Origin of the sequence: Agreia sp. Leaf210, assembly GCF_001421485.1 — a bacterium.
In the GTDB taxonomy this organism is placed as follows: Bacteria; Actinomycetota; Actinomycetes; order Actinomycetales; family Microbacteriaceae; genus Agreia.
Window position 1 is genome coordinate 180,539 of sequence record NZ_LMKK01000001.1, and the last position, 26,146, is coordinate 206,684.

The following is a 26,146-nucleotide window of genomic DNA, read 5'->3' on the forward strand; positions in this document are numbered from 1 at the left end:
GAGGGCTTCTCATCGTCATTCGACACGAAGCGTAGTGGAGTGCCCCCGGTAGGAATCGAACCTACGACCAAGAGATTAGAAGGCTCTTGCTCTATCCACTGAGCTACGGAGGCGTTGCGCCCCGCTCATCGCGAGGCGTTTCTACGATAGCGCGTCAGAGAGAGACGAGCGCGATGACCGCCACCACAAGCGACACGGCGGCGAGAAGCAGCGAGACGCCGATGAGCACCGCGTGCACGATAAGGAACGTGGTGGCCTTGCCCGATGCGTCGCGCGCCCGGGGGTCTTTGCTGACGCGCTTGTAGAAACGCGGCCAGACGAGGACGTTCCACAGCGCGTTGACGAGAAGGAGGACGGCGAGCGTGATGATCATCGCGTCCATCCTACGATTCATGCGCACGGATAGGATTGCCCACATGGCTTCACTCACGGATCGTCTCGTCTGGATCGACTGCGAAATGACGGGACTCGATCTCAGCGTCGACGAACTCGTCGAGGTCGCGGTGGTCATCACCGACTTCGACCTCAACATCCTCGACCCGGGCTTCGCGATCGTCATCAAGCCCGACGACTCGGCGATGCAGAACATGAACGACTTCGTGCGGAACATGCACGCGTCCAGCGGACTCGATCAGGAGATCCCTCACGGCGTGAGCCTTGCCGAGGCCGAATTCCAGGTACTCGAGTACATCCTGAAGTTCGTGCCCACCGGGCAGCAGGCGCCGCTCGCCGGAAACACGATCGGTACCGACCGCGCGTTCCTGGCCAAGTACATGCCCCGTGTCGACGGCCACCTGCACTACCGCAGCGTCGATGTGTCGAGCATCAAAGAGCTCGTGCACCGCTGGTTCCCCCGGGTGTACTACAACGCACCCAAGAAAGACGGCGGTCACCGCGCCCTCGCCGACATCCTCGAATCCATCCGAGAGCTCGGCTACTACCGCAAGGGCGCCTTCGTCGCGGAACCTGGACCGGCCACAGACGACCTGAAGGAACTCTCATCCACGATTGTGCGCGAGTTCGCCGCCGGTCTGTAGTAGAGTTTTCTTCGGTCGCTTCGATGAGTACTTCATCGAGTGGCACATGGTGGATATAGCTCAGTTGGTAGAGCGCTGGCTTGTGGAGCCGGATGTCGCGGGTTCGAGCCCCGTTATTCACCCCACGTGAGAAAGGCCCGGGTCGCATTCGACCCGGGCCTTTTGCTTTCCGACGCGGCACCCGATTTGAAAGGCGCACCGTGCACGACATCGATGCCGAGCAGTTCGAGGCGCTCGTGGTTGCCGAACTCGATCTGCTGCCCGACGACATGATCGACGGTCTCGACAACGTGGTCTTCGTCGTCGAAGACCGACCCGAGGACGGCTCTCTCGATCTGCTGGGACTCTACGACGGCGTCGCACTAACGGAGCGCGGGCAGTACGGATTCGGCGAGATGCCCGATCGCATCGTGCTCTACCGCGAGCCGCTGCTCGAACTCGTCGAGGATCTCGACGAGTTGAAGGATCAGATCCACGTGACCCTGGTGCACGAGATCGCCCACTTCTACGGAATCGACGACAGCAGACTTCACGAACTCGGCTGGGGCTGACCGGCCACTCAGCCCGACGCGGTTAGCCTTGGCCCATGGCCAGGTCAACCGCATCACGTATCAACCGGGCACTGGGCATCACGCTCGGAGCCGTGCTCATCCTCGCCATCGGACTCTACGGCCCCGCCACGCTCGTCGGGCCCCTCCCCAGCACGAACGCCGTGATCGACGATGCGTCGGACATCGCGCCGACGCTCGGGGCGCCGACCGTCTCGCAGAACGGTGCAAGCGCCATCGCGACCGCCGACGGCGCGATCCTCGCATCCGGTGGCGACGCAGCGCCGGTGCCTCTGGGTGGGGTCACCAAGGTCATCACCGCCCTCGTCGTACTCGACGCCAAGCCGATCGAGGCGGGCAAACCGGGCCCGTCGATCGTGGTCACCGCCGAGGATTACGCGGGGTATGTGAAGTACATCTCGGAGTCAGCGCGTTCGATCTCGTTGATCGCCGGTGAGACCTGGAGCGAGCAGCAATACCTGCAGTCGATGCTGCTCGGTTCGAGCAACACCCACGCCGACGCCCTCGCCCGATGGGCATTCGGCTCGGTCGATGCCTACGTCGTCGCCGCCAATGCCTGGCTGGCGAAGAACGGATATGCGGGCACGAGTGTGGTCGACGCGACCGGACTCGCCGAGGGGTCCCAGGGCACGGCATCCGAACTCGCGGCGCTCTCCGCCCGCGCCTTCGCCGACCCCGTCCTCGCCGACATCATGAGCCACGACAGCGTCGTGGTGGCGGGCAACCGCAAGGTCGACAACGTCGCCGCCTACCGCGGCGACGAGGGAATCACCGGCCTCTCGCGCAGCTTCACAGACTCCGCGGGACTGTGCTTCCTCTTCCGTCTCACGGTGGGCACGGGTGCCGACGCCGTTCCGCTCTACGGGGCGTTCCTCCGCGAGCCCGACTACGAGACTTTGGATGGCGACCTCTCGACGCTCATCTCGACGTCGGCCGCGACACTCACGAAGACGGTGCTCGTGTCGGAGGGAGACAGGGTCGTCACGTACACCACCCCGTGGGGCGATGAGGCACACGGTGTCGCGGTCGCGACCAGATCACAGCTGATCTGGTTGACGGCTCCCGTGACCAAGAAGGTCACCGTCGAGCCCGTGACGACCGGGGCGAAAGGCACGCGAGTCGGTCAGGTGACGTTCACGACGCCCACGGGAGACGTCACGGTGCTGCTCGAGCTCGATAGACGAATCGCCGACCCGGGGCCGGTCTGGCGCATGACGCATCCGGCGCCCGTGATCGACGCGTTCATCGAGTCTCGAACGGATCAGTAGGCGTTCGCCTAGTGGTCGTCGCCGATGTCGCCCGTCTGAACGGTCGGGTCGGAGTCTGCTGCATCGAAGGAGTACTTGACGGTCAGGTGTCCGTCGACCTCTTCGGTGTCTCCGGCCTGGTACCAGAAGGTCGACTCGAGGCCTCCGACGGCGCCGAGCGCGGGGAAGCGGCTGTCGAACTGGCCGTCGATGAATGCGCGGTCTTCGGTCTGCCCCTCGAGGGGACCGTCGAGGTACAGGGCTGTGTAGGTTTTCTCAGTCATTGCTCCACCGTAAACCGTCAGGCCGCGTTCAGCGCTCAGTTACGACCCGTCGAGCACAAGGTCGGCCGACGAGGTAGGGTCCTCCTCCTCGACGAAGGTCTCCCACTGCCGCTGCCACCTGTCCCAGTGCGGAATATACGTCTCGCCATCACGATCTAGCGCCCGTCGCTTTCTCACCACGTCTGGCGCATCGAGCCAGATGCGCACGTCGGCGAGTGCAGCGTTTCGACGGGTGAGAACACCGCATCCCTCGATGAGCAACGGGCGCTCGGGGTCGACGTCGTGCCATTCGGCCGGAGCGGCGGCGTTCCAGTCGAACCTCTGCCAGCGCGCCCGCTGGCCCGCGGCGAGGGGCTCGAGAACGAAGCGCTGCACGTGCACTCCCGCGTCGCGGAGACCGTCCCATCCGGGATAGATGTCGTCGAGCCGCACGAGCTGAGGCACGACGGCTCCGGGCCAACCGCCGACGATGCGATCGGCGAGCGTGCTCTTGCCCGCGCCGCTCGGTCCGTCCAGCAGAATGATGTTTCGAGGTCTCATCCGACGATGAAGTTCCATGTTCCGAACGCCACGGCCACGGCGATCGCGGTCGCAGCGATCGCGGCCCCGACGCCGATGAGCACGAACTCGCGCCATCCGAAAAGGGACTCGCGCGCCCAGGTGCGCTTCGTATCTCCCCCGAAGCCGCGTGCCTCCATCGCCGTCGCGAGCTTGCTGCCACGTCTGATCGACAACACCAGAAGGGCGAAGGCCTGCGACAGGATGCGTCGGATGCGCCCCCGATCCCCCACTCCCCGTGCTCGCCGGGCGAGCTCGAGCGAGCGCCAGTCGTCGAGAAACAGTCCGACCAGGCGCAGACCCGCGAGGGCGCCCAGCACGAAACGGCTCGGCAGACGCCAGACCTGGGCGAGACCGTCGGCGAGGTCGGTGGGGTCTATCGTCACGAACAGCACGATGGCCGGCAATCCGATGGCGAGCACCCGGAGCGAGGTGGCGATCGCGAGCGAGATCGACCCGTCTGTGACGTGGATGAGGCCGAACTCGAAGTGGCTCTCGCCCGACGCCTGCCCGTACAGCAGCGTGGTGAACCCCGCGGTGGGTGCAGCGATCCACACCGGGATGGTGCGGAGGAAGAACTGCCGCGCGGACAGCCCGGCCCATGCCAGCAGAAGGCTCTCGAGCACGAGCGCGGTGGCCGCCGAGAGCCAGTCGATCGTGAGAATGAGCGCGAAGCTCAGGAGAAAGGCCGTCGCTAGCTTGGCGACGGGGTTGATCCGATAGATCGCCTGGGCGCCCTTGGTGGGGGTGAGGATGCTCACGACAGCCTGATCTCGTCATCGGCGAGGGCCGCCACGAAGTCGGCGTCGTGCGTGACCGCCAGAATCGACTGGCCCTCGTCGAGCAGGTTGGCGAGCAGCGAGACGAGTTCGCTCCAGGTTCGCGAGTCCTGCCCGAAGGTGGGTTCGTCGAGTACGAGAAGCTGCGGTTTCGTGGCGAGCACGGTGGCCACCGACAGCCTGCGCTTCTCCCCGCCCGACAGCGTGAACGGATTCGCGAGAGCCAGGTGGTCGAGCCGTAGCCGCTCCAGCAGCCCGTCGACCCGCGCGTCGACGTCCCTGTCGCTCAGTTCGAGGGCCCGTGGCCCCACGGCCAGTTCGTCGCGCACCGTCGCCGCCAGAAACTGGTGCTCGGGGTCTTGGAACACCGTGCCGATGCGCGTCAGCAGGTCTTTCGATCGCCAGTCGATCGGCGACGTCGACTTCAGCTTGCGAGTCAGGGCAGGCGTGGCAGACACGACACCCTCCGCAGGGCGCAGGAGGCCGGCCAGGGTCAACGCGAGCGTCGACTTGCCGGCTCCGTTGGGTCCGACGATGGCCGTGGCCCTGCCCTCGTCGAGCGAGACCTCGATGTCGCCGGCGATGCGTGTGCCGCGCACGCGCGCGATCCCCAGGCCAGCGGCATCCAGGAGGCGATCGCCCGCCCCGACGACCCGTCGCTGGGCGACCGGGGGCGGGAACTCGGGGATCCACACGCCGGATGCGCTGAGCTCGGCGCCTCGGGCACGCAGCACGGCGTCGGGGTCTCCGTCGGCCAGCACTCCGCCACCGGGTGCCAGCACCACGACACGGTCGACGATGTCGCGCCAGACCTCGACGCGGTGCTCGATCACGATCAGCGTGGCCCCGGTCGTTGCGGCCACTCGGGCCACGGCGTCGCGCACCTCGGCGACCCCGTGCGGGTCGAGGTTCGCGGTGGGCTCGTCGAGCAGAATCAGTCCAGGCTGCATGGCGAGCACTCCCGCGAGCGCGAGTCGTTGCTTCTGGCCGCCGGACAGAGCCGAGGTCGGATGATCGAGGGGAAGGTCGAGCCCCACGGCGTCGAGGGCCCGCGCGACCCGGTGCCAGATCTCGTCGCGGGGCACGCCCAGGTTCTCGCACCCGAAGGCCACGTCGTCGCCCACGCGGGCGAGAATCACCTGGGAATCCGGGTCCTGCAGGACGAGCCCGGCCACGCCACGCGCGCTTGTCGCGTCGCGCCCCGCCACACGGAGTTCGCCTCGCTGCTCGCCCTCGTCGTCGCCCCCGATCACCCCGGCGAGAGCGTGCATCAGCGTGCTCTTGCCCGCGCCCGAGGCGCCGAGGAGCAAGACCCGCTGCCCCGGCTCGATGTCTAGGTCGAGCCCGTCGACAGCCCAGGCCTTGCGCGACGCGTGCCGCCAGCCCCAGCCGCGCGCCGAGACGGCGGCCGGCGGCTGGCGGTCGTGCGTCATGGTCGCGATGGTCCGGATGCCCGTCAGACCCGCGCCGATACCTCTCGGCCCGAGGCGAATCGGCTGAGCGCCCCCGTGCGGGCGAGCCCGCGCGCCGCGAGCCACGAGAGGAGCCCCGCGAGCACGGCTCCTGAGACCAGCGAGCAGACGGTGTAGATGACGGCGAACTCGACCTTGGCGCCGGGGTACCAGAGCACGAGGTCGTTGATCGCGAGGGCCAGCCCCGCGCCCATTCCCGAGAGGACCGCGACGTAGGCGCGCCAGTTCGCGTAGAGGAAGAGAGCGAACACGAGCTCGGCACCCAGACCCTGGACGAGTCCCGACACGAGGGTGAGTGCGGCCCACTGCGTTCCGACGATCGCGGAGACGACGGCGGCGACGACCTCGGTGAAGAGGGCCGCGCCGGGCTTGCGGATGATGAGACCGCCGAGCACTCCGGCGAAGAGCCATCCGCCGCCGAGGAGAGCCTGGAGGCCCGGGAGCGCCGCTTCGAGCGGTGCGGACAGAGGGTTGTATGCCTGCCCCCAGAGCCAGAAGACGAGTCCGGCGGCGACGCCGATCACGCTGGCGACGACGATGTCGACGACCCTCCAGCGGAAGCGGTTGCTGCGGCCCGCTCCGACCGCGGCGGTGGTGTCTGATTCTGAAGAGGTGGTTGAAGTGCGCACTGAACGTGCCCTTTCGTCGTATGCGAATGTCAGGGCACGGGTGGCGTCGCCGCAGATGTGCTGCGGACGACACCGTGAGATGTCCTCCCTGCGCTGGCATGATCCAGATCAGGTTCGACGGTCGAAGGTTGGAGAACCTTCCTCTCAGCCCGGCTCACCGGACTCCCGTGTTGCGACTCAGTATAGAGCGGTCTACTTCTTCAGCGCGCGGATGATCCTGGCGAGAGCCTTGCCGCTGACCCACACAGCGGGGATGGACACCGCGAGGAGCGAGATGAGGTTGGGCTCGAACGCGACGCGCCCGTTCTCCTGCGTGACGTAGGCGCCAACGGGGATGGCTGCGCCTCCCCCTCCGCCGCCGGCAATACCGGACGTCGTCTCGTCTGAGCCGCTCCCTCCGAAACCGAACCAGGTGATGGCGACGGGCACGAGAGTCTGGCCCTCGATCTCGACGGGATCGCCGTAGACGGCCCCCACTCCGAACGATCGAACGGTCTCTGCGAGCTTCACGGCGATGTTTGTCATGGGGTCACGCTACCCGGCGCACATCTGTGCCGCCAGGGTCCCCCGGGGTGTGACACTCTGGGGGTGTGGACCTACGTATCTTCACAGAACCGCAGCAAGGCGCCAGCTACGACGACCTGCTGGCCATCGCAACAGCCACCGAGAGGCTCGGCTTCGACGCATTCTTCCGCTCCGACCATTACCTGCGCATGGGCGACGACCCGTTCGAAGGCCTTCCCGGACCGACGGATGCCTGGACATCGTTGGCAGGGCTCGCCCGGGAGACCTCGCGCATCAAGCTGGGAACCCTCGTCTCGAGTGTCACGTACCGCCACCCCGGCATCCTGGCCATCCAGGTCGCCCAGGTCGACGCCATGTCGGGTGGCCGCGTCGAACTCGGTCTCGGCACCGGCTGGTTCGAGCAGGAGCACCTCGCCTACGGAATCCCCTTTCCTGCCAAGCGCTTCGGCCTGCTCGAGGAGCAGCTCGAGATCATCACGGGACTGTGGGGTACTCCGCTGGGCGAGACCTACTCGTTCGAAGGCGAGCACTACACACTCGTCGACTCCCCCGCGCTGCCCAAGCCCGTGCAGCATCCGTTCCCCGTGATCGTCGGCGGTTCGGGGCCGACTCGGACTCCGAAGATCGCGGCACGGTTCGCCACGGAGTTCAACGTGCCCTTCGCCGAGTTCGCGGACATCCCGCTGCGCTTCCGCGCCGTGCGCGAGGCATGCGAGACGATCGGGCGCGAGCCGTCGGAGCTGGTCTACTCGGCCGCTCTCGTCGCCGCAGTCGGATCGAACACCGCGGAGTTCGAGCGCCGGGCCGCCGCGATCGGCCGCGAACCCGACGAGCTGCGCGAGCACGGTCTCGCGGGCTCCCCCGCCGAGGTCGTCGATCGTATCGGCGCCCTCCGCGAAGACGGCGTCGAACGCCTCTACCTCCAGATTCTCGACATGCACGACCTCGACCACCTCGAACTCATCGCGGCCGAGGTCATGTCCCAGCTCGACTGAGCTTTCCCGCCCAGGCACTTCTGCTCGACCCGAATCACGATTTCACAGGAGACTTTTATGGAAAGCTGGCCCGGATCGGCCTACCCGCTCGGCGCGACCTTCGACGGTAGCGGCACGAACTTCGCGATCTTCAGCGAGGCCGCAGAGCGCGTCGTCCTCTGCCTCTTCGGCGAGAAGGGCGCGGAGACCCGCATCGAACTCACCGAGGTCGACGCGTACGTCTGGCACTGCTACCTGCCCCAGGTGCAGCCGGGCCAGCGCTACGGCTATCGCGTCTACGGACCCTACGACCCGGAGAACGGCTGCCGCTTCAACCCCAACAAGCTCCTGCTCGACCCGTACGCCAAAGCGACGAGCGGAACCATCGACTGGGATCAGTCGCTGTTCTCCTACAATTTCGGCGACCCCGACTCGCGCAACGACGACGATTCCGCCAAGCACATGATGACGGGCGTGGTCATCAACCCGTTCTTCGACTGGTCCGGCGACCGCATCCTCGACATCCCGTACAACGAGACGGTCATCTACGAAGCCCACGTCAAGGGACTCACCGAGCTGCACCCCGAAGTGCCGCGCGAGCAGCGCGGCACCTACGCCGGTGTCGCGCATCCGGCCGTCATCGAGCACCTCAAGAAGCTCGGGGTCACGGCGATCGAGCTGATGCCGGTGCACCAGTTCGTTCAAGACAGCACGCTGCTCGAGAAGGGCCTGTCGAACTACTGGGGCTACAACACCATCGGCTTCTTCGCCCCGCAGTCGAGCTACTCGTCGGCCGGCGAACGCGGCCAGCAGGTGCAGGAGTTCAAGGGCATGGTGAAGTCGCTGCACGCGGCCGGCATCGAAGTGATCCTCGACGTGGTCTACAACCACACCGCGGAGGGAAACCACCTCGGCCCCACGATCTCGTTCCGAGGCATCGACAACGCGGCGTACTACCGGCTCATGGACGACGACAAGCGTTACTACATGGACTACACGGGCACGGGGAACACGCTGAACGTGCGCCACCCGCACTCCCTGCAGCTCATCATGGACTCGCTGCGCTACTGGGCGACCGAGATGCACGTCGACGGTTTCCGATTCGACCTCGCCTCGGCGTTGGCCCGCGAGTTCTACGACGTCGACAAGCTCTCGACCTTCTTCGAGCTCGTGCAGCAGGACCCGGTGATCTCGCAGGTCAAGCTCATCGCCGAGCCCTGGGACGTCGGCCCCGGCGGTTACCAGGTCGGAAACTTCCCCGCCCAGTGGACCGAGTGGAACGGGAAGTACCGCGACACGGTGCGCGACTTCTGGCGTGGCGAGCCGGCGAGCCTCGGAGAGTTCGCCTCGCGCTTCACCGGATCCGCAGACCTCTACGAGCACTCCGGACGCCGACCCGTCGCATCCATCAACTTCGTCACGGCCCACGACGGCTTCACGATCCGCGACCTCGTGTCGTACAACGAGAAGCACAACGACGCCAACGGCGAGAACAACAACGACGGCGAATCCCACAACCGGTCCTGGAACTCCGGGGTCGAAGGTCCCACGAACGATCCCGTCATCCTCGAGCTGCGAGCACGTCAGCAGCGCAACTTCCTGGCCACACTGCTGCTCTCGCAAGGCGTGCCGATGCTGCTGCACGGCGACGAGATCGGCCGCACGCAACAGGGCAACAACAACACCTACGCCCAAGACTCGGAGATCAGCTGGATCCACTGGGATCACGCCGACGTTCCCCTGAACGAGTTCACCGCCGCCGTGTCACGGCTGCGCAAGGAACACCCCACCTTCCGACGCAGTCGGTTCTTCGACGGCCGACCGGTCAGGCGCGGCAAGGGCGAGCCCCTGCCCGACATCGTCTGGCTCAACTCGGATGCCCGCGAGATGGAGCCGGAAGAGTGGGACGCCCCTCTCAGCCGCTCGGTGGGCGTCTTCCTCAACGGGCAGGGCATCCGCGGGCGCGATCAGCGCGGCCAGCGCATCACCGATGTGAACTTCCTTGTCTATTTCAACGCCGAACCGCAAGACGTTGACTTCGTTCTCCCTCCCGGCGAATACTCGCAGTCGTGGGATGTGGTGATCGATTCGGCAGGCCAGGCTGCAGACGGACCTCTGCGCAGCGCGAACGAGAAGGTCAGAGTACTGGCGAAGTCGTTGGTCGTACTCCGCGCCCACCAAGAAGCCGTGACCGAGGCTGACCACTCGGTCGCCGCCTCTCTCACTGCCATGACCGGCACCATCGAGACCATCCCCCTGACCAAGCCGTCCAACGGCTAGCGAGGACCCATGCGAGAACCCCTCTCCACCTACCGACTCCAGATCTCGTCGTCGTTCACACTCGACGCGGCGGCTGAACTCATCGACTACCTCGCCGACCTCGGCGCCGACTGGGTGTACCTGTCGCCTATTCTCGAGGCCGAGCCCGGCAGCAACCACGGCTACGACGTGATCGACCACAGCCGTGTCGATCCCGAGCGCGGCGGGCCGGATGGGCTGGAACGGCTCTCCGAGGCAGCCCACGCGCGCGGCCTCGGCGTCCTGGTCGACATCGTGCCCAATCACGTGGGTGTGGCGACGGCCCCGCTCAGCGTGTGGTGGTGGGAGCTGCTGACGCACGGACGCGATTCCCGGCATGCCGAGGCCTTCGACGTGGACTGGGAGTTCGGCCACGGCAAGGTTCGCCTGCCCGTGCTGGGCGACGACTCCCTCGACGCGCTCGAGCTCGCCACGGGTCCCGATGGGGCGAAGGAACTGCACTACTACGACAACCGATTCCCGGTCGCGCCGGGAACGGCCGACGACGGCGCCGACGCGATCACCGTGCACTCGCGGCAGCACTACGAGCTCATGAACTGGCGGCGCGCCGATTCCGAATTGAACTACCGACGGTTCTTCGCCGTCACGACCCTCGCCGGCGTCAAGGTCGAGGTGCCGTGGGTGTTCCAGGAGTCGCACGCCGAGATCGGGCGCTGGTTCGCCGACGGCCTGGCCGACGGGCTGCGGGTCGATCACCCCGATGGGCTCGCCGACCCCGAGGACTACCTCGAGCACCTCGCCGAGCTCACGGGCGGCGCCTACGTTCTCGTCGAGAAGATCCTCGAGGGTCGCGAGAAGCTGCCGCCCACCTGGAAGACGGCAGGCACGACCGGCTACGACGCGCTCGGCGACATCGATCGGGTGCTGGTGGATGCCTCGGGCGAGCAGTTCCTGAACGTCGCGTTGGGCCTCGGCGACGGCGAGAGCGCGCATGACAGCTGGACGACGTTGATCCACGACACGAAGCGCGGCATCGCCGACGGCATCCTGCGGTCCGAGGTGCTGCGGATCCAGCGCGACCTCGACCGCGAAGACGCCCTGGCGGATGCTGCCTGGCGCGGCTCCCCCGCGATCGCGGACGCGATCGCCGAGCTGCTCACCTGCTTCCCCGTCTACCGCTCCTACCTCCCGTCCGGTGTCGAGAAGCTCGAAGAGGCTCACCGCGCCGCTCTGGCAGCGCGGCCCGACCTCACCGCAGAACTCGATGTCGTCACGGCGGCCCTGTCGCACCCCAGCAACGCTGGCGCGATCCGTTTTCAGCAGACATCGGGCATGGTCATGGCCAAGGGCGTCGAGGACACGGCGTTCTATCGCTGGAACAGGCTCGTGTCGCTCAACGAGGTGGGCGGGGAGCCCGCCGAGTTCGCGATCGATGCCGGCGAATTCCACGCGCGCCAGTGGCAGCGCATGGCGTCGTTCCCCCGCACCATGACGACCCTCTCGACCCACGACACCAAGCGTGGCGAAGACGTCCGCGCTCGTATCGACGTGCTGAGCGAGCTGCCGCACACGTGGCTCGAGACGCTCGAGGGGCTGCGCGAATCCGCACCCATCGGCGACGAGGCCTTCGATTCTCTCCTCTGGCAGACCGCGATCGGCGCCTGGCCGATCGAGCGCGAGCGCTTGCACGCCTACGCAGAGAAGGCGTCTCGCGAAGCCGGCGCATCCACGACGTGGAACGCACCGGACGAGCAGTTCGAGGAGGCCCTGCATGCCGCGGTCGATGCCGCCTACGACGACCCGCGCACCCACGAGCTCGTCGAGGCGCTCGCCACTCGCATCCGGCCCGCGGGCTGGTCGAACTCGCTCGCCGCGAAGCTGATCCAGCTCACCATGGTGGGCGTTCCCGACGTGTACCAGGGCACCGAGCTCTGGGACAACTCCCTCGTCGACCCCGACAACCGTCGACCGGTCGACTTCGACGAGCGACGTCGGCTGCTCGAGATCCTCGACACGGGCGAGCTGCCGTCCGTCGACGAGACGGGCGCCGCAAAGCTGCTCGTCACGTCGCGCGCGCTTCGTCTTCGGCACGAGCATCCCGAGTTCTTCACGGGATACACCCCCGTCGAGGCGCACGGCGACGCAGCCAGCCATGTGATCGCCTTCGACAGGGGCGGCGCGATCACGATCGCGACGCGTCTTCCCTGGTCGCTCGCCCAGGCCGAGGGCTGGGGCTCGACCCAGATCACCATCGAACGCGACAGCGTCGACGTCCTCACCGGACGCCGCATCGAGGCAGGCCCGGTGGCCGTGTCCGAGCTGCTCGCCGACCTTCCCGTCGCCCTCCTCGCCGCCGTCCGAGAGGATCTCTCCGAATGACCGAACGTCTCCGATTCGATGTGTGGGCTCCTCACGCCCACCGTGTGCGCCTCGTCGTCGCGGGGAGCACGCTCGAGATGACCAGATCAGCCGACGACTGGTGGAGCGCCGGCCCGGCGACGCCGGAGGGCGAGGTCGACTACGGGTATATCGTCGACGACGCCGACGGAAACTCGGTCGGCCCGATCCCCGATCCCCGCTCGCGTCGCCAACCCGAGGGCGTGCACGGACTCACCCGCACCGTCGACGCCGAATCGTACGTGTGGAACGACGACGATTGGGCCGGACGACAGCTCGCCGGCGGTGCCATCTACGAGCTGCATATCGGCACGTTCACACCCGAGGGCACGCTCGACTCGGCGATCGAGCGACTCGATCACCTCGTGTCACTCGGAATCGACTTCGTCGAGGTCATGCCGGTCAACGCCTTCAACGGCACGCACAACTGGGGCTATGACGGCGTTCTCTGGTTCGCCGTTCAAGAGACCTACGGCGGTCCGGATGCCTACCGCCGGTTCGTCGACGCGTGTCACCTTCGCGGTCTCGCCGTCATCCAAGACGTGGTCTACAACCACCTGGGCCCCAGCGGCAACTATCTCGGCGTCTATGGTCCGTACGAGCACGAGGCCGCCGGAACGACCTGGGGCAAGGCGATCAACCTCGACGGCCACGGCTCGACGGAGGTACGGCGCTTCATTCTCGACAACGCCCGCATGTGGTTCGAGGAGTACCACGTCGATGGTCTGCGGCTCGACGCCGTGCACGCACTGCACGATGAGAGCTCCCGCCACCTGTTGAGCGAACTGGGCGCCGAGACCGATGCATGGTCGGCCTTCGTCGGCCGCCCGCTGAGCCTCATCGCAGAGTCCGATCTCAACGACCCCGTCATGTTCACCGCCCGCGACCAGCAGGGCTATGGCCTCGCCGGCCAGTGGAGCGACGACTTCCACCATGCGGTGCACGTCGCCCTCACACGCGAGACATCGGGTTACTACGCCGACTTCGAGCCGCTGAGCGCTCTGGCCAAGGCGCTCACCTCGGGCTTCTTCCACGACGGAACGTGGTCGAGCTTCCGAGGCCGTCACCACGGCAAGCGCATCGACACCGCCAACGTGCTCACATGGCGCCTCGTCGTGGCCAATCAGAACCACGATCAGATCGGCAACCGGGCGATCGGAGACCGGCTCACCGCGTCGCTCGACGAAGGGCAACTCGCCATCGCGGCGGCGCTGACCCTTCTCGGTCCGTACACGCCCATGCTGTTCATGGGTGAGGAATGGGGAGCGTCCACGCCGTTCCAGTTCTTCACCTCGCACCCCGAACCCGAGTTGGGCAAGGCCACAGCAGAGGGTCGCATCGCCGAGTTCGAGCGCATGGGGTGGGACGAGTCGGTCGTTCCAAATCCGCAAGACGTCTCGACGTTCGCCAACTCCAAGCTCGATTGGAGCGAAGCCGAAGACGCTGATTCCGCGCACGCGCGGTTGCTGAGGTTCTACACGGCGCTCACGACGTTGCGCCGAACCGTGCCCGCCTTCACCGACCCGCGCTGGCCGCATCTCTCGGTGGAGTTCTCGGAGGACGAGCGTTGGCTCGAGCTGACGCGCGGTGACGTCAGAGTGCTGATCAACCTGGCCGAGGAGCCGCTGCAGGCCCCCTCGGCGCTGCTGGATGACGCAGACGTTCTGCTGGAGTGGAGCCCTCGCGGGGATTCGCACACGGTCGCGCCGCACTCGGTGACGGTCTACCGGCCCCGCGTCTCCTGAGGCTCGTCGCCCGAGGCCCCGCTCGCCTTCTTCTTCAGAAGCGATGCGGGGCCGACGGCCCCTGACCCGAAACGCGCCGAGAGCTTGTCGATCGTGCGCTCGGCGTCGCGCCATCCGTCGGTCTGAGACTCGGCCTCGTCGACCCAGAGCGACGGCTGGTGCACAACAGACCCCGACTCGGCGAGCTGCTCCACCCGCACACCGATGAGCCGCACCCGTTGGTCGTCGCGCAGGTCGAGCGCATCGAAGATCGACTTGGCCTCGTCGTAGATCTGCTTGCCGAGGTCGCTGGGTTCGGCGAGCGTGCGCGATCGGGTGATGGTGGTGAAATCGCTGAATCTGAGCTTGAGCGCGACGGTGCGACCCTCGAGGCCGGCCCTGCGCAATCGCACGGCCACCTGGTTCGCCTGTTTGAGCAGCTCGCGATGCAGGACCCGGCGATCGGAGACGTCGAATTCGAAGGTGTTCTCGTGCCCGATGCTCTTCTCCTGGCGCTCGAGAACGATGCCGCGGGGGTCGATGCCGAGCGCCAGGGCGTGGAGCTTCTGGCCTGACGCCTCTCCCACCGCTCTGGTGAGAGCGGGCAGCGGCATCTCGGCCAGTTCTCGAACGGTCTTGATGCCGATGCGAGCCAGTGCCGCCTCGGTGCTCGCACCCACGCCCCACAACGCCTTGATCGGCAGAGGGTGCAGGAAGTTGAGGATCTCTGACTCGGGAACGACCAGCATGCCGTCGGGCTTGGCGCGCTGCGATGCCATCTTGGCGACGAACTTGGTCGACGAGGCGCCCACCGAGCAGGTGAGGCCGGTCTCGGCGAACACCCGCGCCCGCACCTGGGCGCCGATCTCGCTGGGACTGCCGAGCAGCCTTCTGGCACCCGACACGTCGAGGAAGGCCTCGTCGATGCTGAGCGGCTCGACCAACGGCGTGATGTCGTGGAAGATGCGCATCACCTCGGCGGAGTAGTGCTTGTAGAGGTGCATGTGCGGCGGGAGGACATGGGCCTTGGGTGCCAGTCGCATCGCCACCGACACGGGCATGGCCGAATGCACCCCGAGACGACGCGCCTCGTACGTGGCGCTGGTCACCACTCCCCGACCGCCGGCGTGGCCGATGATGACCGGCTGGCCGCGTAGCTCGGGGTGATCGAGCAGCTCGACCGAGGCGAAGAAGGCGTCCATGTCGATGTGCAGCATGGTGGCGGTCGAGTCGTCTACCCCCGCACTGATCGTCATTCCTCGAGTCTAGGCAGCACCAGCGACACCAGCTTGGCCGCGGTGTTCGCGTTCCGCACGGTCGCCCCCTGTCCGAACTGCCGCCAGAACGCCGCCGGGATCTTCGACGCCGACACCCCGTGGGGACACCACGCGTATACCGCCCTGCCTCCCACCCGCACGACCTCGGGAAGCAGCGCCGCGGCATCCGGCGTGGTGACGCCCGCAGGCGCAGGCCCGGGCAGGAACGAGATCATCAACCGTGAGGGATTGTCGGAGATCTCGGCGAGCGGATTCTCGTCAACGATCCTGACGAACTCCGAGCCCTCGATCACCACGAACGGCGCCCTGACACCCGTCGCTTCCACGAAGCGGGCCTCGAGATCGGCGATGTCGCCGTGCGACATCGTCGCCTCGGTGTCGAAGACGGCGTTCCCGCTGCGAAGAAGCGTCTTCACTCGGGTGAACCCGCGTTCCTCCAGCACCCGCTGGAAGTCGGGCATCGCCACAAGGGTGCTCGTTCCCACGTTGATGCCGCGCACCAGTGCCACATACGTCGTCACGACGGCCTCCTCGATCCCCTCATCCTGCCATCCGACGCCGCAGAATGAGCCGCTCCCCGAAGCTCCAGGCCGTCGTCACGGCGAGATAGAGGGCCGCCGCAAGCGGTACGAAGGCGGCGAACAGAACGGTGAGATACGGCAGATAGCTCAGGATGCGCGTGAGCGATTCCGCTCCCGGCACGGTCGGGGCGACCGGCGTCGCGGGAACTGCTGGCTGAGCCAGCGGAGGAAGCGGAGCCAGGAAACGCCGTGACAACGTGGCGACGATCGCGATCGACGCCAGGATCGCGCCGAAGACGGCGACATCAGCCCACACGAGGCCGTCGCCGGAGACGGACAGCAGACTCGTGCCGAGAGGAACACCGAAGACGGTCTGCTCGAGCAGGCCGTTCGCGTGACCGTTTACGTGCAGTTGGGTGAAGAGGCCGTAGACGATCGACACGATCGGCAGCTGGATGAGCATCGGCAGGAACCCCGCGAACGGCGATGTCTTCTCTGCCGCGTAGAGGTCCATGAGCTCACGCTGCATGCGTTCGGGATTCTTCGCGTGCTTCTGTCGGAGGCGCGCTATCGCCGGGGCGAGTCGCCGGCGGGCGACCTCGGCCCGCGCCTGCGAGACTCCGACAGGGATGAGCGCACTCCGAACGAGCAGCGTGATGACGACGATGGCGGCACCGGCTGCGGCCACCGGAAAAACGGGTTCGAGCAGAAGTTCGAGGTGGACGACGACGGCGTAGGCGGCATCGAGGACTGCGGCGACAGGGCCGAGGGTGTACGGATTCATGGCAGAGATATCCCAACGTCATGGGCGAAAGATGGATGACGTGTGGTCGCGAACCGCGCGCTCGATGGCGCTCGCGCAGATCAGCTCTGGGCTAGGCGGCGACCGGGAGGATGCGTGCCGGCGCTCTCGTGCGCGGACGGCCCGCGGCATTCGGATCGCTCTGCACGACCAAGACGCGCAGCGCCGCTCTCTCGAAACTCGTCTGCTCGACGGGCGACGTGGTCGCATTCGCGATCAGGCTCGCCAGGTAGTGCGCGCACAGGGCCACGGCAAGGGCGCTGAGCGCCACCACGCCCACCACGGCGACCGTGTCGACGGCGCCCGTGCTGAACGTCAGCGCCAGGGCCAACCCGAGGAGATGGTTGATCATCTCGAGCGTAGCGGCCATGGTGTCCTGTCGTATCGGGGGTTCCCACGCTACCCCCAGCCGCCGTCCAGTGCGAGGAGTAGCGTGGCGAACATGGAATTCAGATACCTCGGCAAGTCCGGGCTCAAAGTCTCGGAAATCACATACGGCAACTGGCTGACCCACGGATCGCAGGTCGAGAACGACATCGCGGCGCAGTGCGTCGAAGCCGCGCTGACCGCCGGCATCACGACCTTCGACACCGCAGACGCCTACGCGAACACGGCGGCGGAGAAGGTTCTCGGCAAGGCGCTGAAGCATCAGCGCCGCGAATCGCTCGAAATCTTCACGAAGGTGTACTGGCCCACCGGCCCGAAGGGCCCCAACGACGTGGGCCTCTCGCGCAAGCACATCATGGAGTCGATCGACGGATCGCTGCGTCGGTTGAAGACCGACTACGTCGATCTCTACCAGGCTCACCGCTACGACGTCGAGACGCCCCTGGAAGAGACGATGCAGGCGTTCGCCGACATCGTGCGCCAGGGCAAAGCCCTCTACATCGGCGTGAGCGAATGGAACGCGGAGCAGATCCGAGCCGGCCACGCCCTGTCGAAAGAGCACGGCTTCCAGCTGATCTCGAACCAGCCCCAGTATTCGATGCTGTGGCGCGTCATCGAAGACCAGGTCGTGCCGACGTCGGCCGAGCTGGGTCTGTCGCAGATCGTCTGGTCTCCCGTCGCCCAGGGAGTGCTCACCGGCAAGTACAAGCCGGGGGCTGAGCTTCCGCCGGGAAGCCGCGCGACCGACGAGAAGGGCGGCGCAGACATGGTGAAGCGCTTCCTGAACGACGACGTGCTGACCCGGGTGCAGCTGCTTCAGCCCATCGCGCACGACCTCGGTCTCACGATGGCGCAGCTCGCCATCGCGTGGGTGCTGCAGAACCCCAACGTCGCCTCGGCCCTCATGGGAGCATCGCGCCCCGAGCAGGTCGAGTCGAACGTGAAGGCCGCCGGGGTGACCCTCGACGAGGGCATCCTGGCGCGCATCGACGAGGCGCTGGGCTCTGTCGTCGTGCGCGACGCCAAGCACACGGTCTCGCCCGAGACACGTCCCGTCTGATCGGCGCTATCGGGGGGTGATGGCCGGCCCGTCGACGCCCAGCCGGGCGAGCCTGCGGCGTGCCGCAAGCTCGCTCGGCGGATCTTTCTCCAGGGTTCCCGCGATAACACGAAGGGTCAGTCGCGTGAACGCCGCCACGGGCAGTCGGATGGGCCCGAGCGCCGGGGTGCGCAGCCGCAGCATGCCCCGATAGGGCTCGGGGATGGATGCGACGGCTCCCGCGAACAGGAGGGCGTAGCCCGGCATCAGAGAGCGGCCCAGCGGAGGTCGACGGATGAACGACACGGCATCGGCCACACGCTTGTTGTAGACCAGCTGTCCCGCATCGAGGTACTCGCGCAACTGCGATGAGAGCTCCGCCTCCGAACGCGGCGGGTTCTGCACGCCCATCAGCTCGCCCGCCTTCGCCCACTCGCGCACGTATGCATCAGGGCCACCCGGGATCGGCTTTCCGTAGAGTTTCGCCGTCGCGAGGAATGAATCCGTGAAGGCGAGGTGCACCCAGCTCAACAACTCGGGGTCGTTCGCTGAATAGGGGCGCTCCGCACCGTGCGCATCGAGGTAGCTGCCGACGACCCGCTCGTGCATCTTCAGCACCCAGTTCGATGTGCCGATCGCCGTCCGAGTGTCTCCGTAACTCACCGTGAAGATCCACCGGATCGTTCCGGCCAGTCGTCCGAGCGGATCCTCCTTGTAGCGGGAGTGATCGTGCACGCCGGCCATCGCACCCGGGTGCAGCGCCTGGATCAGCAGCGCTCGGATCCCCGCGACGATCGTCGACATTCCGCCGTGCACGCTCCACGTGGCAGAGCCCGGCGCGAAGAAGCCTCCGTCGTCGCCCTCGTCGAGGCGCACCGACCACTCCGGCGGCTCGTTGCTGGAGCCGCTCAGGACGAGGCGGATACGATCGCGCAGGGCGGCGGGAACGAGTTTCACGGTGTTTCCTCTCAGCGAGCGAGACGCTCGATGGCGAGCCCGAAAAGGCCGGGCAGCGTGCGGGCCGCCGGCACGATGAGGGGCCGCAGGGGCGACTGCGCTGCGGCGAGCAACGCCGAGGTGATCACACGGAAGTCGCGGCTTACGCGCACCCATTCGCGGTCGTACACAGCCGCCGACCGGCTATCGGCGGCACCGATCGCCTCGACGGCCGCCCTGGCGTGGGCGAGGCCCACCCGGATGCCCTCGCCGGTGAGTGCGTCGACATAGCCCGAGGCGTCGCCCAGCAACAGCACCCGGCCGACACTCCTGGCCGAGCTGCGCTGCCGCAGTGGTCCGGCACCGCGGAGCGCCTCCACGGCGTCTGCCCGTCCGAGCCGAGCGCGTAGCTCCGGCATGCGGGCCAGCACGTCGTCGAAATCCGTGCGCGGCGGGCCGAGAACGGCGACGCCGACGAGGCCTCCGGCCAGCGGCGTGACGTACGCCTCCGCATCCGCAACCCAGTGCACCTCGACGAGGTCTGTCCACGGCTCGACCGCATAGTGCTTGCGCAGACCGAAGCGGCGGCGGTCGACTCGCGGGCTCGGCAAACGCTCGAGCCCCGTCACCCGCCGCACGGTCGAGTGCAGCCCGTCGCACGCGAGCAACCACGACGCGCGCACGTCGCCGACCGTCACGCCGTCGGCACGCTGCACCACGTCGGTGACCCGGCCATCCACCCGCGTCACGCCCAGCTCGTCGGCACGGGCCGCGAGCGCGTCGTGCAGAGCCGTGCGGCGCACGCCGAGGCCGGAGGCTCCGGCGAAGCGGTGCTCGGCCGACCTGGTCGCATCCGTGTAGCGGAAGCCCGCGATCGGAACGCCCGGTGGATGCACCCCCAGACGAGCCAGGGCGCCGACCGCTCCGGGCATAAGACCCTCGCCGCAGGCCTTGTCGATCGGAAAGCTCCGCGGTTCGATGACGGCCACGGAGTACCCGGCCAGACGCGACTCGATGGCGCCGGCGAGTCCGATGGGGCCCGCTCCCACGATGGCGACGTCGACGTCGACCGGTGTCATCTCGGGGCGACCGGCTCTTCGCCGAGCGCCGCCTCGAGGGCACGTTCCTCGACCGGAATGCGGAATCCGAACAGGAGCACGGCGTTGAGCACGGTGAACGCGAGGGCGGTCACCCAGTTGCTGTGCACCAGAGGGAGGGCGATGCCCTCCGCGATGACGACGATGTAGTTGGGGTGGCGGAGCCACCGATACGGTCCCCGCAGCACGAGAGGCAGACCGGGCACCACGATGACGCGCGTGTTCCAGCGCCGACCCAGCGAGCCGATGCACCACCAGCGCAGAGCCTGACTCGCCAGTGCGACGACGAGCATAGGCCACCCCAGCCACGGGATGAACGGCCTGTCGGCGAGGAGGGTCTCGACGAGGCACGCCAGCAGGAGGCCCGTGTGCAGAGCCACCATGGGCCCGAAGTGCCGTCTGCCGAACTCCATGCCGCCGCGAGCGAAAGCCCAGGCCGCGTTGCGCGTCGAGACCACGAGCTCGACGATGCGCTCGCCCCCGGTCAGCAGGATGAGAATCACGTAGAGCGGCACCGACAGGGTCACTTCGAATCTCCAGACCATCTCATCAGAACGAGTTCGGCCGAGACGCCCGGCCCGAGCGCGAAGAGGGCGCACAGTTCGCCGGCCGCCGGTGTGTGATCGCGGATGCTGTCGGCCAGCACGTGCAGGACCGAGGCCGACGACAGATTGCCGACGCGGGCCAGCGAATCCCAACTGGCGTCGAGGGCATCGGCCGGAAGCTGGAGCGCGTCGCTGAACGCCTCGAGCACCCTCGGTCCGCCGGGATGCGCGATCCAGCGCCCGATTCTGTCGACGGCGGTGTCGTGGTCGGAGAGGAACAGCGTCATGTCATGACCGAAGTGCTCGTCGATCACGTCGGCGACCCCGGCCGTCAAGACGATGCGGAACCCCGTTTCGCCGGGGTTGAACCCGAGCACGTCTCGAGTGTTGGGGTAGAGGGCGCTGCGCACGCCCACGACGTCGAATCCCTCGTCTGTGCGTGCGGCCGCGCGCTCTGCGCCGACCATCACGACGGCCGCCGCTCCGTCGCCGAAGAGTCCCGACGCCACGAGGTTCGCCATCGAGTCGTCGTCGCGCTGCACGGTGAGCGAACACAGCTCGACCGCGATCAAGACGGCCACGCCGTGGGGGTGACCGACGAGATAGTCGTCGAGCCTGGCGATGCCCGCCGCTCCAGCAACGCAGCCGAGGCCGAACATCGGCACGCGCTTCACATCCGATCTGAGCCCGATTCGCGGAACCAGGAGGGCATCGATGGAGGGCGCGGACACGCCGGTGACCGAGGTGAACAAGACGAAGTCGACTTCGTCGGCGGCGATCCCGGACTGCGCCAGGGCATCGGCGAGAGCCTCCTCGGCGAGATCGGTCGCGGCCTCGATGAAGATGTCGTTCGTGGTCGTGAAGCTCTGCTCTTCGAGGTACCGCTCGATCGGCAGCACCAGGTGACGACGCTCGACCCGGCTCGATTCGTGCAGACGCCGCAGCACAGCCTGCTTCGACCGGTCACGCGTGATCATCGGCGCTATCGCCTCGGTGATGTCCTTCTGGGCATACGAGTTCGAAGGAAGAGCGGCTGATACCCCGACGATTCGCGACACGCTCGCACGGTAGCACGATGCATGCGTCTCGATCGACGCCCATGAGACAGCCCTTCGACTGCGTCATAATGACCTCACGACGACGCGAAGGGCAACGAATGACCATCGAGACCGACCGGCCATGGGTTTCCCAGTATGCAGACGGCGTACCCTCCACGATCGAGCTGCCGACGGGGTCTCTCGTCGACATGCTCGACGCTTCTATCAGTGCGTTCCGCTCCAACGTCGCGCTCGACTTCTTCGGTTCGACCACGACCTATGCCGAGCTCGGAATGCTTGTGGCACGAGCGGCCGAAGGGCTGCGCCGCGCGGGCGTCGGCCACGGCGACAGGGTCGCCCTGGTTTTGCCGAACTGCCCGCAGCACGTCATCGCCTTCTACGCCGTGCTTCGGCTGGGTGCGGTCGTCGTGGAGCACAACCCGCTCTACACGGACCGTGAGATGCGCCATCAGTTCGAAGACCACGGCGCCAAGGTCGCCATCGTGTGGGACAAGGTGGGTGACCGCATCCACGCGATGCCCGCCGACGTTGCGTTCGACACGGTCATCGCGGTCGATGTGACCCGCGCCATGCCGCTCTCCAAGAGACTCGCCCTGCGCCTGCCGGTGCCGAAGGCCCGCGAGGCGCGTAAGGCGCTCACCGCAGACTCGAAGCGCAGCACGCCGTGGGAGAAGCTCCTCAATCACCGGCCGATCCGACGCTCCGTGCCACGGCCCTCGGTCGACGACCTCGCCGTGATCCAGTACACCAGCGGCACGACCGGAACGCCGAAGGGCGCGAAGCTCACCCACCTCAATCTGCATGCGAATGCCCTGCAGGGGCGAGCGTGGGTTCCCGGGATGGTGGCGGGCAAGGAGGTCATCTACGCCGTCCTGCCCATGTTCCACGCATATGGGCTCACGCTCTGCCTCACCTTCGCGATGAACAGCGGTGCCCGGCTCGTGTTGCTGCCGAAGTTCGACGTCGACCTCGTCCTCGACGCGGCCAAGTCGCATCCGCCCACGTTCCTTCCCGCCGTGCCGCCCATCTACGAGCGGCTCGCCCTGGGTGCCGAGAAGCGCAAGGTCGATCTCACGGGCATCCGGTTCGCCATCTCGGGTGCAATGAATCTGCCGGTCTCCACCGTCGAACTCTGGGAGAAGGCCACGGGCGGTTACCTGGTCGAGGGCTACGGACTCACCGAGACCTCCCCCGTCGCACTGGGCAATCCCATCGGCCCGAGCCGTCGGCCCGGCACCGTCGGCGTGCCCTTTCCCAGCACGGAGATCCGCGTGGTCGATCCCGACGACACCTCCGTCGATAGGGCGCCGGGCGAAGAGGGCGAACTGCTGATCCGTGGCCCGCAGGTGTTCCAGGGGTACTGGCAGAAGTCCGATGAGACCGACGCCGTGCTGCTCGACGGCGGCTGGTTCCGCACGGGCGACATCTGCACGCAGGATGCCGATGGCTTCGTCACGATCGTCGACCGCATCAAGGAGCTCATCATCACGGGCGGCTTCAACGTCGCGCCCTCAGAGGTCGAAGACGCGCTCCGACAGCACCCCGGAGTCGCCGATGTGGCTGTGGTCGGCATGCCCAGCGGCGGCGGCGGAGAAGACGTCGTAGCGGCGGTGGTGCTGTCTTCCAAGGCCGACTTCGACGAGAAGAAGTTCCGCGACTGGTGCCGCGATCAGCTCACCGCGTACAAGGTGCCGAAGAGGATCGTGGTCATCGACGAGCTCCCGAAATCGCTGATCGGCAAGGTGCTGCGCCGGGCGGTCAGGGAGCAGCTGCTGGCCGACCGCGGCTGAGCCGGGAGTTGGAGACCTAGGAGGCTTCGGGCAGGGCCGAGGCCGGAAACACGGGCGCGGACAGCAGGGCGACCTTCACGGATCCACCCTTGGTGACCTGCTCGCCCAGCTGCACGAAGCCGAGCCGATCGTGGAATGCCAGAGATCCGGGGTTCGGCGGATCGAGGTTGACCTCGCACGTGACTTCCGCGAGTCCGGCCAGCTCCGCCTCGGCGAAGACACGCTCGTACAGGATCTGTCCGAGACCCCTGCCGCGCATGCCCTGGTGTACGACGATGCGGTCGACGTACAGAAAGTCACCGCCGCGCTCTTCGAACCAGCGGTAGTTCTCGCTGTCGTAGTCGTTGCCCGCCGTCAGCGTGATGACGAGACCGAGCGGGTCGCGCGGGGAGGCGTCATCGACGACGATGACGGCCGAATGCGCCATCGACACGAGATCGAGCAGTTCCGCCTCGTCGAGCAGATTGACCGCGGGTATCGCCCCGTTGTTCATCGCCAGAAGCGAAGTCAGATCGGTGGCGTCGATATCTCTGGTCGTCAAGGTCACCCCGAGAGCCTATCCGCACCGGCTCGGCGGAATGCGCACCGCCATGATGGACTTATACCCAGGACTATGACGAGCACTGCCGACAGGAGCCCCATCGTGACCATCGACTGGCTGACACTGCAGAACACCGCCCACGCCGAGTTCACCGCTCGCCTGAACGCGGTGACCGATTGGAACGCGCCTACGCCCGACACAGACTGGAACACCCGTCAGCTCGTGACCCACGTCATCGAAGAGCAGCAGTGGGTGCCGCTGCTGCTCGAGGGCCGCAGCCTGCGTCAGGCGCGATCGCTCAAGCGGCCGCTGTCGAGCGATCTCGCGGCAGAGTGGGCTCAGTACTCGAAGGCTGCCACCGACGCGTGGCGATCGGCTGCACCGGATGCTCAGGTGCAGCTCTCGTACGACACAGTGACAGTCACCGAATACCTGCGCGAGCAGGTCTCCGACGTCACGATCCACACCTGGGACCTCGCGCGGGCGACCCGGACCGCTGAGGTCATCGACGAACGGCTGATCGCGGCTGTCTACACGGTCTTCGAACCGCAGAAAGAGACGCTCGAAGCCTCGGGTCTGTTCAGCTCGCCGATTCCCGTTCCCGAGCACGCGCCGCTGCAGTCGAAACTGCTCGCTCTGACGGGCCGCGACGACAGGCTTCCGCTCTCCGCGTAGCGACGAATGAGGGCACCGTCAGGAATGCGCAATAACCTTTTTGTCTAGGCGGCCCACCCGAGACACCGCCTCGCCCCCGAGGAGCTTCATGTCGACCGCACCCCCGCTATCCATCCCCGATCAGCACGGCAGACGCGTGATCATCACCGGCGCCAACAGCGGGCTCGGCCTCGAGGCGGCACGCCGCCTCTCTGCCGCCGGCGCCCACGTCGTGATGGCCGCCCGAACGGCGGAGAAGAACGCCGGAGCCGCCGACACCATCCGCAAGACGGTTCCCGACGCATCCCTGCAGCTCGAGAGCCTCGATCTCGCATCTCTGGCCAGTGTGAGGGCGTTCGCCGATCGCATGAATGCCGAGAAGACGCCCACCGACATCCTGATCAACAACGCAGGCGTTATGGCGGTGCCCACGAGGCACACCACCGAAGACGGCTTCGAGCTGCAGTTCGGCACGAACCACCTCGGGCACTTCGCTCTCACGGCGCAGCTGCTTCCCTCGCTGACAGCCGCCGAAGCGCCCCGGGTCGTCACCCTGTCGAGCGTGATGCACTGGATCGGTCGCATCCGCTTCGGCGACCTCAACGCCGAGAAGAAGTACAACGCGTGGCTCGCCTACGGCCAGTCGAAACTGGCCAACCTCCTCTTCGCCCACGAGTTGCAGCGCCGAAGCGACGCCGCCGGATGGGGGCTGCTGAGCGCTGCTGCGCATCCTGGTTCGAGCCGCACGAATCTGCAGAACGCGGGCCCGCAGTTGGGCCGCGACAAGCCGGCCAGCGCTCTCGTCGAGCGATTCATGCAATCGCCCGGCTTCTCTCAGGACGCCGAGCAGGGCACAGAACCCGAACTGTTCGCCGCGACCTGGGCGAGCGTGTCCGGCGGCGACTACGTCGGGCCCACGGGCGCATTCGGCCTGACGGGTCCTCCCGGGCGCGCCAAACAGAGCCGACGGGCCCTCGATCAGAGGGTGGCCATGCGGCTCTGGGCTGCGTCAGAAGACCTGACCGGCATCGACTTCTAGCCGAAG

27 protein-coding genes and 2 tRNA genes are annotated in these 26,146 nt (G+C 67.1%); 12 read left to right on the forward strand and 17 right to left on the reverse strand.

Annotated features, from left to right (window positions below; genetic code table 11):
* Positions 1-40: 40 nt before the first annotated feature.
* Both ASE64_RS00865 and ASE64_RS00870 read right to left on the reverse strand, forming a co-directional pair.
* Positions 41-113: transfer RNA gene (locus ASE64_RS00865), tRNA-Arg, on the reverse strand.
* 41 nt (positions 114-154) lie between these two features.
* A complete protein-coding gene (locus ASE64_RS00870; RefSeq protein WP_055777218.1) occupies positions 155-373 on the reverse strand; it encodes an SCO4848 family membrane protein in 219 nt (72 codons plus the stop codon).
* Positions 374-416: 43 nt separating this feature from the next.
* Between ASE64_RS00870 and orn the strand changes: the two genes are divergently transcribed.
* The 4 genes from orn to ASE64_RS00890 all read left to right on the forward strand — a co-directional run bounded on the left by orn (position 417) and on the right by ASE64_RS00890 (position 2,874).
* Positions 417-1,037 carry an oligoribonuclease gene (gene orn, locus ASE64_RS00875; RefSeq protein ID WP_055774613.1) on the forward strand — a complete coding sequence of 207 codons (621 nt, stop codon included), beginning with the start codon at positions 417-419 and terminating at the stop codon, positions 1,035-1,037.
* Between the two features lie 49 nt (positions 1,038-1,086).
* A tRNA-His gene (locus tag ASE64_RS00880) sits at positions 1,087-1,162 on the forward strand.
* A 75-nt stretch (positions 1,163-1,237) separates the two neighbouring features.
* The gene (locus tag ASE64_RS00885) at positions 1,238-1,588 is read left to right on the forward strand and encodes a metallopeptidase family protein (protein ID WP_055774615.1); all 351 of its coding nucleotides are present in this window, start codon (positions 1,238-1,240) and stop codon (positions 1,586-1,588) included.
* Positions 1,589-1,623: 35 nt separating this feature from the next.
* On the forward strand, positions 1,624-2,874 hold the full coding sequence (locus ASE64_RS00890; RefSeq protein ID WP_055774618.1) for a D-alanyl-D-alanine carboxypeptidase family protein: 1,251 nt from the start codon (positions 1,624-1,626) through the stop codon (positions 2,872-2,874).
* 8 nt (positions 2,875-2,882) lie between these two features.
* Here the strand turns inward: ASE64_RS00890 and ASE64_RS00895 are convergent, their stop codons facing one another.
* The 6 genes from ASE64_RS00895 to ASE64_RS00920 form a co-directional block, all read right to left on the reverse strand.
* Positions 2,883-3,137 (reverse strand): hypothetical protein, encoded by a 255-nt coding sequence (locus ASE64_RS00895; protein WP_055774621.1) that lies wholly within the window; start codon positions 3,135-3,137, stop codon positions 2,883-2,885.
* 39 nt (positions 3,138-3,176) lie between these two features.
* The gene (locus ASE64_RS00900) at positions 3,177-3,677 is read right to left on the reverse strand and encodes a hypothetical protein (RefSeq protein WP_055774625.1); all 501 of its coding nucleotides are present in this window, start codon (positions 3,675-3,677) and stop codon (positions 3,177-3,179) included.
* Positions 3,674-4,456, reverse strand: coding sequence for an energy-coupling factor transporter transmembrane component T family protein (locus ASE64_RS00905; RefSeq protein ID WP_055774628.1), 783 nt, complete (start codon positions 4,454-4,456; stop codon positions 3,674-3,676). The genes ASE64_RS00900 and ASE64_RS00905 overlap by 4 nt, the downstream gene beginning before the upstream one ends.
* The gene (locus ASE64_RS00910; RefSeq protein ID WP_082465927.1) at positions 4,453-5,907 is read right to left on the reverse strand and encodes an ABC transporter ATP-binding protein; all 1,455 of its coding nucleotides are present in this window, start codon (positions 5,905-5,907) and stop codon (positions 4,453-4,455) included. The genes ASE64_RS00905 and ASE64_RS00910 overlap by 4 nt, the downstream gene beginning before the upstream one ends.
* A 23-nt stretch (positions 5,908-5,930) precedes the next feature.
* Positions 5,931-6,575 carry an ECF transporter S component gene (locus tag ASE64_RS00915; protein ID WP_055774632.1) on the reverse strand — a complete coding sequence of 215 codons (645 nt, stop codon included), beginning with the start codon at positions 6,573-6,575 and terminating at the stop codon, positions 5,931-5,933.
* 192 nt (positions 6,576-6,767) lie between these two features.
* A complete protein-coding gene (locus ASE64_RS00920) occupies positions 6,768-7,100 on the reverse strand; it encodes a hypothetical protein (protein ID WP_055774635.1) in 333 nt (110 codons plus the stop codon).
* A gap of 65 nt (positions 7,101-7,165) precedes the next feature.
* On the opposite strand from ASE64_RS00920, the gene ASE64_RS00925 reads away from it, so the two are divergent.
* From ASE64_RS00925 to treZ, 4 genes are read left to right on the forward strand one after another with little or no spacing between them, the layout of a single operon-like run.
* Entirely contained in the window at positions 7,166-8,095 is a 930-nt protein-coding gene (locus tag ASE64_RS00925) for an LLM class F420-dependent oxidoreductase (RefSeq protein WP_055774637.1), read from the forward strand.
* Positions 8,096-8,152: 57 nt separating this feature from the next.
* Complete coding sequence (gene glgX, locus ASE64_RS00930) at positions 8,153-10,354, forward strand: glycogen debranching protein GlgX (RefSeq protein WP_055774641.1); 2,202 nt, start codon at positions 8,153-8,155, stop codon at positions 10,352-10,354.
* 9 nt (positions 10,355-10,363) lie between these two features.
* Complete coding sequence (treY, locus tag ASE64_RS00935) at positions 10,364-12,712, forward strand: malto-oligosyltrehalose synthase (RefSeq protein ID WP_055774644.1); 2,349 nt, start codon at positions 10,364-10,366, stop codon at positions 12,710-12,712.
* Complete coding sequence (gene treZ / locus ASE64_RS00940) at positions 12,709-14,475, forward strand: malto-oligosyltrehalose trehalohydrolase (RefSeq protein WP_055774648.1); 1,767 nt, start codon at positions 12,709-12,711, stop codon at positions 14,473-14,475. The genes treY and treZ overlap by 4 nt, the downstream gene beginning before the upstream one ends.
* Here treZ and dinB read toward each other — a convergent pair.
* The 4 genes from dinB to ASE64_RS00960 all read right to left on the reverse strand — a co-directional run bounded on the left by dinB (position 14,454) and on the right by ASE64_RS00960 (position 17,424).
* The gene (dinB, locus tag ASE64_RS00945; RefSeq protein WP_055774651.1) at positions 14,454-15,710 is read right to left on the reverse strand and encodes a DNA polymerase IV; all 1,257 of its coding nucleotides are present in this window, start codon (positions 15,708-15,710) and stop codon (positions 14,454-14,456) included. The genes treZ and dinB overlap by 22 nt on opposite strands.
* Positions 15,707-16,252 (reverse strand): DUF1697 domain-containing protein, encoded by a 546-nt coding sequence (locus ASE64_RS00950; protein WP_055774654.1) that lies wholly within the window; start codon positions 16,250-16,252, stop codon positions 15,707-15,709. Before ASE64_RS00950 ends, dinB begins: the two co-directional genes overlap by 4 nt.
* Before the next feature lie 19 nt (positions 16,253-16,271).
* Positions 16,272-17,036, reverse strand: coding sequence for a YidC/Oxa1 family membrane protein insertase (locus ASE64_RS00955; RefSeq protein WP_055774657.1), 765 nt, complete (start codon positions 17,034-17,036; stop codon positions 16,272-16,274).
* Positions 17,037-17,127: 91 nt separating this feature from the next.
* Positions 17,128-17,424: a DUF6412 domain-containing protein gene (locus tag ASE64_RS00960; RefSeq protein WP_055774660.1), complete on the reverse strand. Its 297-nt coding sequence runs from the start codon at positions 17,422-17,424 to the stop codon at positions 17,128-17,130.
* A 72-nt stretch (positions 17,425-17,496) separates the two neighbouring features.
* Between ASE64_RS00960 and ASE64_RS00965 the strand changes: the two genes are divergently transcribed.
* Positions 17,497-18,501 carry an aldo/keto reductase family protein gene (locus tag ASE64_RS00965; RefSeq protein ID WP_055774663.1) on the forward strand — a complete coding sequence of 335 codons (1,005 nt, stop codon included), beginning with the start codon at positions 17,497-17,499 and terminating at the stop codon, positions 18,499-18,501.
* Positions 18,502-18,507: 6 nt separating this feature from the next.
* Here the strand turns inward: ASE64_RS00965 and ASE64_RS00970 are convergent, their stop codons facing one another.
* Genes ASE64_RS00970 through ASE64_RS00985 form a run of 4 tightly spaced genes read right to left on the reverse strand, consistent with a single transcriptional unit; the run spans position 18,508 to position 22,116 of the window.
* Positions 18,508-19,437: an oxygenase MpaB family protein gene (locus ASE64_RS00970; protein WP_055774666.1), complete on the reverse strand. Its 930-nt coding sequence runs from the start codon at positions 19,435-19,437 to the stop codon at positions 18,508-18,510.
* A gap of 11 nt (positions 19,438-19,448) precedes the next feature.
* Positions 19,449-20,495 carry an NAD(P)/FAD-dependent oxidoreductase gene (locus ASE64_RS00975; protein ID WP_055774669.1) on the reverse strand — a complete coding sequence of 349 codons (1,047 nt, stop codon included), beginning with the start codon at positions 20,493-20,495 and terminating at the stop codon, positions 19,449-19,451.
* The gene (locus tag ASE64_RS00980; protein ID WP_235480508.1) at positions 20,492-21,034 is read right to left on the reverse strand and encodes an isoprenylcysteine carboxyl methyltransferase family protein; all 543 of its coding nucleotides are present in this window, start codon (positions 21,032-21,034) and stop codon (positions 20,492-20,494) included. The genes ASE64_RS00975 and ASE64_RS00980 overlap by 4 nt, the downstream gene beginning before the upstream one ends.
* Before the next feature lie 2 nt (positions 21,035-21,036).
* Positions 21,037-22,116: a type III polyketide synthase gene (locus tag ASE64_RS00985; protein WP_055774676.1), complete on the reverse strand. Its 1,080-nt coding sequence runs from the start codon at positions 22,114-22,116 to the stop codon at positions 21,037-21,039.
* 98 nt (positions 22,117-22,214) lie between these two features.
* On the opposite strand from ASE64_RS00985, the gene ASE64_RS00990 reads away from it, so the two are divergent.
* The gene (locus tag ASE64_RS00990) at positions 22,215-23,906 is read left to right on the forward strand and encodes a long-chain-fatty-acid--CoA ligase (RefSeq protein ID WP_055774680.1); all 1,692 of its coding nucleotides are present in this window, start codon (positions 22,215-22,217) and stop codon (positions 23,904-23,906) included.
* 16 nt (positions 23,907-23,922) lie between these two features.
* On the opposite strand, the gene ASE64_RS00995 is transcribed toward ASE64_RS00990, so the two are convergent.
* Positions 23,923-24,453 carry a GNAT family N-acetyltransferase gene (locus tag ASE64_RS00995; protein ID WP_055774683.1) on the reverse strand — a complete coding sequence of 177 codons (531 nt, stop codon included), beginning with the start codon at positions 24,451-24,453 and terminating at the stop codon, positions 23,923-23,925.
* 66 nt (positions 24,454-24,519) lie between these two features.
* On the opposite strand from ASE64_RS00995, the gene ASE64_RS01000 reads away from it, so the two are divergent.
* Positions 24,520-25,122, forward strand: coding sequence for a TIGR03086 family metal-binding protein (locus tag ASE64_RS01000; RefSeq protein WP_055774686.1), 603 nt, complete (start codon positions 24,520-24,522; stop codon positions 25,120-25,122).
* 88 nt (positions 25,123-25,210) lie between these two features.
* Complete coding sequence (locus ASE64_RS01005; protein ID WP_055774688.1) at positions 25,211-26,140, forward strand: SDR family oxidoreductase; 930 nt, start codon at positions 25,211-25,213, stop codon at positions 26,138-26,140.
* Positions 26,141-26,146 lie beyond the last annotated feature (6 nt).

Coding starts and splice junctions, on each gene's coding strand:
- dinB (WP_055774651.1), bottom strand. CDS start 15,710: ATGACGATCAGTGCGGGGGTAGACGACTCGACCGCCACCATGCTGCAC.
- ASE64_RS00960 (WP_055774660.1), bottom strand. CDS start 17,424: ATGGCCGCTACGCTCGAGATGATCAACCATCTCCTCGGGTTGGCCCTG.
- orn (WP_055774613.1), top strand. CDS start 417: ATGGCTTCACTCACGGATCGTCTCGTCTGGATCGACTGCGAAATGACG.
- glgX (WP_055774641.1), top strand. CDS start 8,153: ATGGAAAGCTGGCCCGGATCGGCCTACCCGCTCGGCGCGACCTTCGAC.
- ASE64_RS00900 (WP_055774625.1), bottom strand. CDS start 3,677: ATGAGACCTCGAAACATCATTCTGCTGGACGGACCGAGCGGCGCGGGC.
- ASE64_RS00920 (WP_055774635.1), bottom strand. CDS start 7,100: ATGACAAACATCGCCGTGAAGCTCGCAGAGACCGTTCGATCGTTCGGA.
- ASE64_RS00990 (WP_055774680.1), top strand. CDS start 22,215: ATGACCATCGAGACCGACCGGCCATGGGTTTCCCAGTATGCAGACGGC.
- ASE64_RS00890 (WP_055774618.1), top strand. CDS start 1,624: ATGGCCAGGTCAACCGCATCACGTATCAACCGGGCACTGGGCATCACG.
- ASE64_RS00965 (WP_055774663.1), top strand. CDS start 17,497: ATGGAATTCAGATACCTCGGCAAGTCCGGGCTCAAAGTCTCGGAAATC.
- treZ (WP_055774648.1), top strand. CDS start 12,709: ATGACCGAACGTCTCCGATTCGATGTGTGGGCTCCTCACGCCCACCGT.
- ASE64_RS00910 (WP_082465927.1), bottom strand. CDS start 5,907: ATGACGCACGACCGCCAGCCGCCGGCCGCCGTCTCGGCGCGCGGCTGG.
- ASE64_RS01000 (WP_055774686.1), top strand. CDS start 24,520: ATGACGAGCACTGCCGACAGGAGCCCCATCGTGACCATCGACTGGCTG.
- ASE64_RS00975 (WP_055774669.1), bottom strand. CDS start 20,495: ATGACACCGGTCGACGTCGACGTCGCCATCGTGGGAGCGGGCCCCATC.
- ASE64_RS00870 (WP_055777218.1), bottom strand. CDS start 373: ATGATCATCACGCTCGCCGTCCTCCTTCTCGTCAACGCGCTGTGGAAC.
- ASE64_RS00895 (WP_055774621.1), bottom strand. CDS start 3,137: ATGACTGAGAAAACCTACACAGCCCTGTACCTCGACGGTCCCCTCGAG.
- ASE64_RS00955 (WP_055774657.1), bottom strand. CDS start 17,036: ATGAATCCGTACACCCTCGGCCCTGTCGCCGCAGTCCTCGATGCCGCC.
- treY (WP_055774644.1), top strand. CDS start 10,364: ATGCGAGAACCCCTCTCCACCTACCGACTCCAGATCTCGTCGTCGTTC.
- ASE64_RS01005 (WP_055774688.1), top strand. CDS start 25,211: ATGTCGACCGCACCCCCGCTATCCATCCCCGATCAGCACGGCAGACGC.